Origin of the sequence: Citrobacter sp. S55_ASV_140, assembly GCF_018919505.1 — a bacterium.
GTDB classification, from domain to species: domain Bacteria; phylum Pseudomonadota; class Gammaproteobacteria; order Enterobacterales; family Enterobacteriaceae; genus Citrobacter; species Citrobacter werkmanii.
Map to the genome: position 1 here is coordinate 1 of NZ_JAHLQZ010000140.1, position 11,281 is coordinate 11,281.

The 11,281-nt window shown below is 53.7% G+C and carries 12 protein-coding genes, 1 pseudogene and 1 other annotated feature; of the genes and pseudogenes, 5 read left to right on the top strand and 8 right to left on the bottom strand.

Annotated features, from left to right (window positions below):
* The 5 genes and pseudogenes from KQJ18_RS17430 to trpL all read right to left on the bottom strand — a co-directional run.
* A pseudogene (locus tag KQJ18_RS17430) lies at positions 1-140 on the bottom strand (tryptophan synthase subunit beta); the annotation flags it as partial.
* A 10-nt stretch (positions 141-150) separates the two neighbouring features.
* Positions 151-1,509 carry a bifunctional indole-3-glycerol-phosphate synthase TrpC/phosphoribosylanthranilate isomerase TrpF gene (trpCF, locus tag KQJ18_RS17435; RefSeq protein ID WP_199967415.1) on the bottom strand — a complete coding sequence of 453 codons (1,359 nt, stop codon included), beginning with the start codon at positions 1,507-1,509 and terminating at the stop codon, positions 151-153.
* A gap of 3 nt (positions 1,510-1,512) precedes the next feature.
* Positions 1,513-3,108, bottom strand: a complete 1,596-nt coding sequence (gene trpD / locus KQJ18_RS17440) for a bifunctional anthranilate synthase glutamate amidotransferase component TrpG/anthranilate phosphoribosyltransferase TrpD (RefSeq protein ID WP_038640980.1) — start codon at positions 3,106-3,108, stop codon at positions 1,513-1,515.
* The gene (locus KQJ18_RS17445; RefSeq protein ID WP_085048097.1) at positions 3,108-4,670 is read right to left on the bottom strand and encodes an anthranilate synthase component 1; all 1,563 of its coding nucleotides are present in this window, start codon (positions 4,668-4,670) and stop codon (positions 3,108-3,110) included. The genes trpD and KQJ18_RS17445 overlap by 1 nt, the downstream gene beginning before the upstream one ends.
* 23 nt (positions 4,671-4,693) lie before the next feature.
* Positions 4,694-4,788, bottom strand: a sequence feature (Trp leader region).
* Positions 4,765-4,809, bottom strand: coding sequence for a trp operon leader peptide (gene trpL, locus KQJ18_RS17450; RefSeq protein ID WP_012905981.1), 45 nt, complete (start codon positions 4,807-4,809; stop codon positions 4,765-4,767). Its footprint overlaps the feature before it by 24 nt.
* Positions 4,810-4,932: 123 nt before the next feature.
* Between trpL and rnm the strand changes: the two genes are divergently transcribed.
* From rnm to rluB, 3 genes are all read left to right on the top strand, one after another.
* A complete protein-coding gene (gene rnm, locus KQJ18_RS17455; RefSeq protein WP_087856124.1) occupies positions 4,933-5,823 on the top strand; it encodes an RNase AM in 891 nt (296 codons plus the stop codon).
* The gene (locus KQJ18_RS17460; protein WP_042308069.1) at positions 5,820-6,440 is read left to right on the top strand and encodes an L-threonylcarbamoyladenylate synthase; all 621 of its coding nucleotides are present in this window, start codon (positions 5,820-5,822) and stop codon (positions 6,438-6,440) included. Before rnm ends, KQJ18_RS17460 begins: the two co-directional genes overlap by 4 nt.
* 100 nt (positions 6,441-6,540) lie before the next feature.
* Entirely contained in the window at positions 6,541-7,416 is an 876-nt protein-coding gene (gene rluB / locus KQJ18_RS17465; RefSeq protein WP_038640972.1) for a 23S rRNA pseudouridine(2605) synthase RluB, read from the top strand.
* Between the two features lie 83 nt (positions 7,417-7,499).
* Here rluB and cobO read toward each other — a convergent pair whose 3' ends face one another.
* Both cobO and KQJ18_RS17475 read right to left on the bottom strand, forming a co-directional pair.
* Positions 7,500-8,090: a cob(I)yrinic acid a,c-diamide adenosyltransferase gene (cobO, locus tag KQJ18_RS17470; protein ID WP_069324977.1), complete on the bottom strand. Its 591-nt coding sequence runs from the start codon at positions 8,088-8,090 to the stop codon at positions 7,500-7,502.
* Positions 8,087-8,848 carry a YciK family oxidoreductase gene (locus KQJ18_RS17475; protein ID WP_038640968.1) on the bottom strand — a complete coding sequence of 254 codons (762 nt, stop codon included), beginning with the start codon at positions 8,846-8,848 and terminating at the stop codon, positions 8,087-8,089. Before KQJ18_RS17475 ends, cobO begins: the two co-directional genes overlap by 4 nt.
* 222 nt (positions 8,849-9,070) lie before the next feature.
* Here KQJ18_RS17475 and sohB point away from each other — a divergent pair, with 222 nt between their 5' ends.
* Positions 9,071-10,117: a protease SohB gene (gene sohB, locus KQJ18_RS17480; protein WP_069324978.1), complete on the top strand. Its 1,047-nt coding sequence runs from the start codon at positions 9,071-9,073 to the stop codon at positions 10,115-10,117.
* Between the two features lie 108 nt (positions 10,118-10,225).
* Here sohB and KQJ18_RS17485 read toward each other — a convergent pair whose 3' ends face one another.
* Positions 10,226-10,477, bottom strand: coding sequence for a YciN family protein (locus tag KQJ18_RS17485; RefSeq protein WP_003020616.1), 252 nt, complete (start codon positions 10,475-10,477; stop codon positions 10,226-10,228).
* 398 nt (positions 10,478-10,875) lie between these two features.
* Here KQJ18_RS17485 and KQJ18_RS17490 point away from each other — a divergent pair.
* The coding region (locus KQJ18_RS17490; protein WP_253297512.1) for a toprim domain-containing protein at positions 10,876-11,281 on the top strand (406 nt) is incomplete at its 3' end.

An 11,281-nucleotide genomic window follows, 5' to 3' on the forward strand; every position in this document is an offset into this window, starting at 1 on the left:
TCGGTAAACTGCGCCTGAAACTCAGGATCTTTTTGCGCGCTGACGAAAGCTTCTTCCAGTTGACGCAGAGCAGGCATTAGAATTTGTGGCACATACATACCGCCAAATTCACCAAAGTACGGATTGAGTAATGTTGTCATGTCCTTTTCCTTAATATGCGCGCAGCGTCTGAAAGACCGAAGCCAGAAGTCGTGCATCTTTGATGCCCGGCTGTGACTCTACGCCAGAATTAAAATCGAGCCCGGCACAGCCGGTTTTTGCCGCATTGACACAGTTATCAGCGCCAAGTCCGCCAGCCAGTAAAACGTTTTCCAGCGATTGCCCGCCTAAAAGCGACCAGTCGAAGCGTTGACCGCTACCACCCTGGCCGTTGTCGAACACGTATTTATCGACATGCTGATAATCCCGGTCTGGCAACGTTTCGCCAACACTCAGCGCTTTCCAGATTTGCACCTGTTTGGGCAGCGCATCGCGCAGCGCGTCAACATAGGTCTGATCTTCGCTCCCATGCAGTTGCACCGCAGTCAGTCCCAGGGCCAACGCTTTATCGCGCACCTCGGTAATCTCGGTGTTGCGGAACACGCCGACATACTGTAATGGCGCGCCGCTCATCACTTCCCGCGCCTGCTCAACGCTAACTACGCGCGGAGATGAGGGCACAAAAATCAACCCGCCATATATGGCGCCCGCTTCATATGCCGCGTTTGCATCCTGAGCCCGGGTCAAACCGCAGACTTTGTTCTCGCCAAGCAGAACCCGACGCACAGCGGCGTGCAGGTCATCATGCGACATCAGCGCAGAGCCAATCAGAAAACCGTTGGCGAAGTGGCTGAGTTCGCGTACCTGGCCGTAGGTATTAATACCGGACTCGCTGATGACGGTTACGCCATGGCCCAGACGTGGCGCCAGTTGGCGGGTGCGATTCAGATCAATCGACAGGTCACGTAAATCGCGGTTGTTAATACCGACGACTTTCGCGCCAAGCGCAATCGCGCGTTCCAGTTCTTCTTCGTTGCTGACCTCGGTCAGAACACCCATTTTCAGGCTATGGGCCACGGCGGCGAGTTGACGATATTGCTCATCGTCCAGTACTGACAGCATCAGCAGGCAGGCGTCCGCCTGGTAGAAACGCGCCAGGTATATCTGGTAAGGATCGATAATAAAGTCCTTACACAGGATGGGTTGCGACGCGATACGGCTGACGATGGGCAGGAAATCAAAGCTGCCCTGGAAATATTTTTCATCGGTCAGTACGGAAATCGCTGAAGCATAATGTTTATACACGTCCGCAATCTGTGCCGGGTCGAAGTCATCACGGATCACACCTTTCGATGGCGAGGCTTTTTTGCACTCCAGAATAAAGGCGGTACGTGCGCCTTGCAGCGCATCGTAGAAATCACGAGCGCTGGGTTGTACGTCATTCTGAAAACTGGCCAGCGGTTGTTGCTGTTTACGGGCTTCTACCCAAATCGCCTTGTCAGCGACAATTTTCGCTAAAACGGTTTGCATCATTTACCCTCTTGCTGCCAGCGCAGTAACACGGTCGTAGGCCGCGCCGCTACGCAGCACATTAATCACGGTTTGCGCATTAGTTTTTAAATCTTCTTCACCGTGCAGGCGCATTAACATGGCGACATTCGCGGCAACGGCTGCTTCGTGAGCGGCTTCACCTTTACCTTGTAACAAGCGACTAAGAATGTCACGGTTTTCTTCCGGCGTACCGCCCGCCAGCTGTTCCTGATGGTACGGCGTCAGGCCAAAGTCTTCCGCCGTCAGTTGATAACTCTTGATTTCGCCATCATGCAGCTCTGCCACAATAGTCGGCGCATGCAGCGAAACTTCATCCATGCCGCCGCTGTGTACGACCGCGGCACGTTGATACCCCAATACGCGCAGCGTTTCGGCAATCGGCAGCACCAGTTCCGGGCTGTAAACGCCGATCAGCGCCAGCGGCGGATGCGCCGGGTTAATCAACGGACCGAGCACATTAAACAGCGTGCGGGTTTTTAACTGTTGGCGTACCGGCATGGCGTGGCGAAAACCGGTGTGGTATTTCGGTGCAAACAGGAAGCACACGCCGAGATCGTCAAGCGCCTGACGGGATTTATCGGCGTTCATGTCCAGATTAATGCCAAATGCCGCCAACAGATCCGAAGAACCCGATTTACTGGAGACGCTGCGGTTGCCGTGCTTCGCCACTTTTAGTCCACAGGCCGCCGCAACAAAGGCGCTGGCCGTGGAGATATTGATACTGTTGCTACCGTCGCCGCCGGTACCGACAATATCGGCAAACAGATAATCAGGACGCGGGAACGGGGCGGCGTTTTCCAGCAGTGCGGTTGCCGCGCCGGCAATTTCATGCGGGTGTTCGCCACGAATTTTCATGCTCACCAGGGCCGCAGCGAGTTGTTCCGGCTTCAGTTCACCGCGTACTACGGCCGAGAACAGTTGGTGGCTTTCCTGTTGGGACAGCGTCTGAGCCTGATACAGTTTCTCCAGAATAGGTTGCAGCGTATTGGTCTGTTCGAGTTTCTGTTGCGCCCATGCCAGCGTTTGCTCCAGCAGAAGCGCTCCCTGGGTGGTGAGGATCGATTCCGGATGGAACTGGAAGCCACACACGCGGTCGGTATCGTGACGGACCGCCATCACCATGCCGTTAAAGTGGGCGTTGATGGTCAAACCGGCTGGAACGTTGCTGCCAACAAGCGAGTGGTAACGCGCTACCGGCAATGGATTTGCCAGACCGCTGAACATTGCCTGACCGTCATGTTCAATACTGGATGCTTTACCGTGCAGGATCTCTCCGGCCTGACCGACATAGCCGCCGTAGGCTTCAACAATCGCCTGATGCCCCAGACAAATACCAATAATCGGCAGCTTACCGCGCAGGCGGGTTAACAGCTCCGGCATGCAGCCCGCTTCGCTTGGCGCACCGGGTCCCGGAGAGAGCATCAGCACCGGGTTTTTCATGGTTGCTAAGCGGTCAATTAACGTCTGGGCCGGAATATGGTTGCGGTAAATCACCACGTTGTGACCATTAGTACGCAGCTGATCCGCCAGGTTATAGGTAAATGAGTCGATGTTATCGAGCAGCAGAATGTCAGCCATTAGAAGGTCTCCTGTGCGTGGTGCGCGGTGGCGATAGCACGTAAAACCGCACGCGCTTTATTACGGGTTTCATCGGCTTCAGACTGCGGTACAGAATCCAGAACAATCCCGGCACCGGCTTGTACGGTGGCAATACCGTCTTCCACGAGTGCGGAACGAATCACAATACAGGTATCCAGATCGCCATGGGCGGTAAAGTAGCCTACCGCGCCGCCATAGCTGCCACGGCGACGACCTTCTGCCTCGGCGATAAGCTGCATGGCGCGAACTTTCGGCGCGCCGCTTAGCGTGCCCATATTCATACAGGCGCGGTACGCATGCAGCACATCCAGATCGCTACGCAGTTCGCCGACCACGCGGGAAACCAGGTGCATCACGAAGGAGTAGCGATCCACTTTGGTCAGGTCAGCAACGTAGCGGCTGCCCGGCGTGCAGATGCGCGCCAGGTCGTTACGCGCAAGGTCAACCAGCATCAGGTGCTCGGAAAGCTCTTTATGATCGGTACGCATCTCCAGCTCGATACGGCTGTCGAGATCGCGGTCCAGCGAGCCATCCGCACGGCGACCGCGCGGACGCGTCCCGGCAATCGGGTAGATCTCAATCTGCCGGCTGGTGGCATCATATTTCAGCGAGCTTTCCGGGGAGGCGCCGAACAGCGTGAAATCGTTGTCCTGCATGAAAAACATATACGGGCTGGGATTACTTTTCTTCAGCACATAGTAGGCCGCCAGCGGTGACGGGCAGGGCAATGAGAATCGGCGGGACGGAACCACCTGGAAAATCTCGCCTGCGCGAATGGCTTTTTGCATCCCGCGCACCACAGCGCCAAATTCTTCATCGCTCTGGTTACATTCGCAGCGCATCTGCGGAATTTCTGTCACGGGCAGTGGCGGCGCAGGCTCGGTAAGCTGCTGGCTCAGTTGTGCCAGACGAGCGTTCAGACGCTGTTTTTCGCCATCGCTGGGGGTAAATACGCTGGCCTGAATGCGGGTACTTTTCTTTTGGTGGTCGATGACCATCAGCGTTTCAGCCAGATAGAAGCAGTAGTCCGGGCAACGGTTACCTGCTTCAAGCTGAGGTAAATCTTCAAAACCGGCGACCAGGTCATAGGAAAACAGACCGCCGAAGAACATCGCTTCACGTTCTTGCGCAGGGACGTTGACCAGTTCCTGCAATAAACGGAAAGCATCAAATACGGAAAGGGAACACAAGCGGGCGTCTTCATCCAGCAACGGGCTTACATTGGGAAATTTCAAATGGCGTATGTTCGGCTGTTGTTCGTTTTCAACGCCAGCAGGCAGCGCTGCATCCAGCAGGGGCAGCAGCGATGCGCCGTTCGCGGAGAGCGCCTTAATAGTGACGGTGTCACCCAGGGCGGTGATGCGTAACGCGCTGTCGACCAGCAACAGGCTCTTCAGATCATCTTTGCTGTTGATATCTGCAGATTCAAGCAGCAGTGTCGCTGGACGAGCGCCACATACCTGATGAAACAGCGCCGTCGGATTCTCACGGTAGGCGGCATCGCAGGTAAGCAGTTCGAGTGTCGGTTTTGGTGTTTGCATCGTTGTTCTCATTAATTTTGTTCAAAAAAAAGCCCGCTCAGTTGGCGGGCCGGGTATCTGGTTGCATATTGCAGACGTAAGACACTGCCCGAAATCAGGAAGTGCGCCACCAACCGTGCAGAACAAATGTTGCTTTCATCTCAGATACCTTCTTCATGTGAACTTGCGTACTAGTTAACTAGTTCGATGGAGTAAAGTCAACACCTGATTTCAGTAAATTTGTCGAAACCGCTATGATGGGCGTGTTACGACATTTATTGAAATGGGAGCCGCCTTGAGCGACACGAATTACGCAGTGATTTATGACCTGCACAGTCATACTACAGCCTCCGATGGGCGATTAACCCCTGAAGCCTTAGTACACCGTGCGGTAGAGATGCGAGTCGGCACACTGGCGATCACCGATCATGACACCACGGGCGGTATTGCGGCGGCAAGAGAAGAAATTTCACGTTCGGGTTTAGCGTTAAATCTGATCTCGGGCGTCGAGATTTCAACGGTGTGGGAAAATCATGAGATCCATATTGTGGGTCTGAATATAGATATTTCTCATCCATTGATGTGCGAGTTTTTGGCGCAACAAACGGAGCGCCGTCAGCAGCGCGCGCGCCTGATTGCTGAACGACTCGACAAAGCGCATATTCCCGGCGCATGGGAAGGCGCGTTGCGTCTGGCAGATGGCGGGGCGGTCACGCGGGGACATTTTGCGCGTTTTCTGGTGGAATGCGGAAAAGCCACGACTATTGCAGATGTTTTTAAAAAATACCTTGCCCGTGGGAAAACCGGTTACGTTCCGCCGCAGTGGTGTACAATAGAACAAGCTATTGATGTCATTCATCATTCTGGCGGTAAGGCAGTTCTGGCTCATCCGGGGCGGTACGATCTTAGCGCTAAGTGGCTGAAAAGACTGGTTGCATACTTCGCTGAACACCGCGGTGACGCGATGGAAGTGGCGCAGTGCCAACAGTCTCCCAATGAACGCACCCATCTGGCGACGCTTGCGCGCCAGCATCAATTGTGGGCATCGCAAGGATCTGATTTTCATCAGCCCTGCCCGTGGATTGAACTGGGTCGTAAACTCTGGTTGCCCGCAGGCGTAGAAGGCGTCTGGCAACTTTGGGAACAGCCTGAGATTACAGAGAGGAAAGTATGAGCCAGTTTTTTTATATTCATCCCGAAAACCCGCAGCAGCGGCTGATCAATCAGGCCGTTGAAATCGTGCGTAAGGGCGGGGTGATTGTCTATCCAACCGATTCCGGCTATGCGTTGGGCTGCAAAATTGAAGATAAAGGCGCAATGGAGCGCATTTGTCGCATTCGCCACCTGCCGGACGGACACAACTTTACGCTGATGTGCCGTGACCTGTCCGAACTGTCGACCTATTCGTTTGTCGATAACGTGGCTTTTCGTTTGATTAAAAATAACACGCCGGGCAACTACACCTTTATCCTGAAAGGGACGAAAGAAGTGCCACGCCGATTGTTGCAGGAAAAACGTAAAACCATCGGCCTGCGTGTGCCGTCGAATCCGATTGCGCTGGCGCTGCTGGAAGCGCTGGGCGAACCGATGCTTTCCACGTCACTGATGCTGCCGGGCAGTGAATTTACCGAATCTGACCCGGAAGAGATTAAGGATCGTCTGGAGAAGCAGGTGGAGTTGATTATCCACGGCGGCTATCTCGGCCAGCAGCCGACCACGGTCATCGATTTAACTGACGATTCTCCGGTGGTCTTGCGTGAAGGCGTCGGCGACGTTAAACCTTTCTTATAAGGGCGCGAACCGCTATACTACGCGGCCTTAAAATGGCGCTGACTGGCGCCGTTGATTCTCCTGTTCGACGCCTGTGAAGGCGACATCTAAAGGAAGCTCTATGAGCGAAAAGTTACAAAAAGTGCTGGCGCGCGCCGGCCACGGTTCTCGCCGTGAAATTGAAACCATTATTGCCGCGGGCCGTGTGAGCGTTGATGGTAAAATTGCCACGCTCGGCGATCGCGTTGAAGTGACGCCGGGTCTGAAAATCCGTATCGACGGTCATCTGATTTCGGTTAAAGAGTCTGCGGAACAAATCTGTCGCGTTCTGGCCTATTACAAACCAGAAGGTGAACTGTGTACCCGTAACGATCCGGAAGGTCGTCCGACCGTGTTTGATCGTCTGCCAAAACTGCGCGATGCGCGCTGGATTGCCGTTGGGCGTCTGGATGTGAATACCTGCGGTTTACTGTTGTTCACTACCGACGGTGAACTGGCAAACCGTCTGATGCATCCAAGCCGTGAAGTTGAGCGTGAATATGCGGTGCGTGTGTTTGGTCAGGTTGATGACGCGAAACTGCGCGATCTGAGTCGTGGCGTACAGCTGGAAGATGGTCCGGCGGCGTTTAAAACAATCAAGTTCAGCGGTGGTGAAGGGATCAACCAGTGGTATAACGTCACGCTGACCGAAGGGCGTAACCGTGAAGTACGTCGCCTGTGGGAAGCTGTAGGCGTGCAGGTAAGTCGTCTTATCCGTGTCCGTTACGGCGATATCCCGCTGCCGAAAGGGCTGCCGCGTGGCGGCTGGACGGAGCTTGATCTTGCGCAGACCAACTATTTGCGTGAACTGGTGGAGCTGAAGCCGGAAACGACCTCTAAAGTTGCCGTCGAGAAAGATCGTCGTCGGATGAAAGCGAACCAGATCCGTCGTGCGGTGAAGCGCCACTCACAGGTCGGCAGCAGCCGTCGTCCGGGCGGTCGCAGCAACAACGGTTAATCATGACCAGGCCTGATAAGCAAAGCGCCATCAGGCGTTAGCGTGGAGCCGGATGCGGCGCAAGCGCCTTATCCGGCCTGCTGTCAGTAATCAATTCCCATCTGAGCTTTCACGCCCGCTTCAAACGCGTGCTTAACCGGGCGCAGCTCGCTGACCGTATCTGCTAACTCAAGAATATCGCGATGACATCCCCGACCGGTGATGATCACCGTTTGATGGGCTGGGCGCGCATTTAAGGCATTGATAACCTCTTCAAGCGGCAGATAGTCGTACGCCACCATATAGGTCAGTTCGTCCAGGATAACCATATCCAGTTGAGCGTCAGCCAGCATTCGCTTTCCATGTTCCCATACGGCCATACAGGCTGCGGTATCCGACTCGCGGTTTTGCGTGTCCCAGGTAAATCCTGTCGCCATAACCTGAAACTCTACGCCATGGGGTTCGAGTAAGTTTCGTTCACCGTTTGGCCAGGTACCTTTAATAAATTGCACCACGCCGACTTTTTTACCATGGCCCACCGCGCGCGTGGCGGTCCCGAACGCTGCGGTGGTTTTACCCTTACCGTTTCCGGTGAACACGATAATGATCCCGCGTTCATCCTTTGCAGCGGCAACGCGGGCATCAACCCGCTCTTTAACGCGCTGCTGGCGTTGCTGGTAGCGTTCTTCACTCATTGAGCTATTCCTGGTTTACGGCCCGGTTGGGCATCGAAAGTCATACCGGTTTTACGGCGGCTGTCATCGCCCATCAGCCACAGATAGAGCGGCATAATATCGGCGGGAGTTTTCAATTTTTGCGGATCTTCAGTTGGAAATGCGCTGGCTCGCATGCCGGTACGCGTACCGCCTGGATTGATACAGTTTACGCGCAGGTGACGGTTCTGATATTCATCTGCCAGAACCTGCATCATGCCTTCGGTAGCGAATTTGGAAGTGGCATACGCTCCCCAATTGGCGCGTCCCTGGCGACCGACGCTGGAAGAGGTAAAGACCAGCGAACCGGCATCGGATTTCAGCAATAGCGGCAGCAATGCCTGGGTCAGCATAAAGGTGGCATTCACATTTACCTGCATGACATCTTGCCAGACCTGCGGATTTTGTTCGCTCATCGGACAAATATCACCCAGTAATCCGGCATTATGGAGAACACCATCCAGACGTGGAAAATGTGCGGCAATGCGCTGTGCAAGCTGGTGGCATTCTTCAGACGTACAAGTGAGCAGATCCAACGTGAACCAGTGTGGCTGCGTACCGTTTTCATCGGCAATAGTGCGGGCAACCTGGCGCAGTTTTTCTTCGTTACGCCCAAGCAGAATCACGGTCGCGCCGTATCGCGCATAGGTCTGTGCGGCTTCACGTCCGATACCATCACTGGCACCGGTAATCAGAATAATGCGGTCCTGTAAAAGGTCTTGTTTAGGTTGGTAATGCACGGCTACTCCTCGGCAACGCTCTGGCCTTCTCGTTCGCGATAACGTTTCGGCTTTATGCCTTAAACCCTGTTCTTTTTCAATCAGCCAAAGGCAATAACACCGCAAAATGAACGCTTTGTCATGCTTTTTGCTGATTCTGCGCCAGGATGGATGAAGCAAGACGGGTTAAGCAGCCTGTTGTACACTGAGCGGAAATAGCGTTGTTTAACCAAGGTGGGTCTCGTGGAATTGTTGTCTGAATATGGGCTGTTTTTGGCAAAAATTGTCACTGTCGTGGTGGCTATTGCGGTAGTTGTGATGCTGATTGTGAACGCGACACAACGCAAGCGTCAGCGCGGGGAGCTGCGGGTTATTAACCTCAGCGAGCAATATAAAGAGATGAAGGATGATCTGTCGCTGGCACTACTGGACGGGCATCAGCAAAAATTCTGGCATAAGGCGCAGAAAAAGAAACAGAAACTGGAAGCAAAGGCAGCCAAGGCAAAAGCGAAGCTGGGAGACAGTACATCATCTGATAAACCACGTGTATGGGTGCTGGATTTTAAAGGCAGCATGGACGCCCATGAGGTCAGCGCGTTACGTGAGGAAGTGACGGCGGTGTTGGCGGTCGTTAAACCGCAGGATCAAGTGGTGGTTCGCCTGGAAAGCCCGGGCGGTGTGGTCCATGGTTATGGTCTGGCTGCGTCGCAGTTACAGCGTTTGCGCGATAAGCAGATTCCGTTGACCGTAACGGTGGATAAAGTCGCCGCGAGCGGTGGATATATGATGGCCTGCGTAGCCGATAAAATTGTCTCAGCGCCGTTTGCTATTGTCGGCTCTATTGGCGTCGTGGCGCAGATCCCGAACTTTAACCGCTTTCTGAAGGGGAAGGATATTGATATCGAACTGCACACCGCCGGGCAGTATAAGCGTACGCTGACGCTGCTGGGTGAAAACACGGAAGAAGGGCGGCAAAAATTCCGCGAAGATCTGAATGAAACCCATCACCTGTTTAAAGATTTTGTGCAGCGCATGCGTCCGACTCTGGACATTGAACAGGTGGCCACCGGCGAACACTGGTTTGGGCAACAGGCGCTGGCAAACGGGCTGGTGGATGAAATCAATACCAGCGACGAAGTGATTCTCGGGCTAATGGAAGGTCGCGAAGTGTTAAGCGTTCGCTATATGCAGCGCAAAAAACTGATGGATCGCTTTACCGGGAGTGCGGCCGAGAGCGCCGATCGTTTGCTGCTGCGCTGGTGGCAGCGAGGACAGAAACCGCTGATGTAAAATTGTCATTGCCGGATGGTGATGCTAAAGCATCTTATCCGGCCTTGAGGATCGTAACATCCCGGGCCGGATAAGGCGGAGCCGCCATCCGGCAAATCATTTCTTGTATTAATCGATCAAGTGATACTTTTCAGAAAGTACGTGCGCCAGGTGCTTAAACATATTAAACACCGCCGTACTCTTGGGCGTCGGAAGCCCTTGTTCGTCTAAAAAGTAATCTCCGCTGAAAACCAGCACGCCATTTCGCTGCGTAACGCCGGTGGCGACAATCCCCGCCAGCGTGTCCTCATGCTCACGAATGATTTTGTTGGCTTCAATCAGCAGCGTTTCGCGATCGATAGGTTGCGTGTCTTTATGCATTATTTACTCCTTAAACAAGGACATTAGTCTACGCCGAGCCCGGCTTATGGGCAAATATTCCCTGACATAAATGAAGGTCTTACGTCGGGGTTGCAACTGGCGGGATTTGTTTTTGCATGCTAATAAAGTTGCGTAACGCATTTTATCAGGTACAGTGTGACGCTTTCGTCAATCTGGCAACAGATTTGCTTGACATTCGACCAATACTTCGTCGTGCTATAGCGTTTGTGAGCAAAAAAGCCTGTTAACTCAGTTACATGAGAGTTACATTACAAGCGCGAAAAAGTTTAAGGGGTTGATATCCGCCGACGCAGAGACCATATCAATGTCTCGTCGCCAGTGGAAGGTGAATCAACGTGCGACGCATTCTGGAAGAATCAAATTAGGTAAAGGTGAATATGGGTAAAGCTCTTGTCATCGTTGAGTCCCCGGCAAAAGCCAAAACGATCAACAAGTATCTGGGTAATGACTACGTGGTGAAATCCAGCGTTGGTCATATCCGTGATTTGCCGACCAGTGGCTCAGCAACTAAAAAGAGCGCCGACTCAACCTCCACCAAAACGGCTAAAAAGCCCAAAAAGGATGAACGTGGCGCTCTCGTCAACCGCATGGGTGTTGACCCGTGGCACAACTGGGATGCGCGCTATGAAGTGCTGCCTGGTAAAGAGAAAGTTGTTTCTGAACTGAAGCAACTGGCTGAAAAAGCCGACCACATCTATCTCGCAACCGACCTTGACCGCGAAGGGGAAGCCATTGCATGGCACCTGCGGGAAGTGATCGGCGGCGATGACGCACGCTACAGCC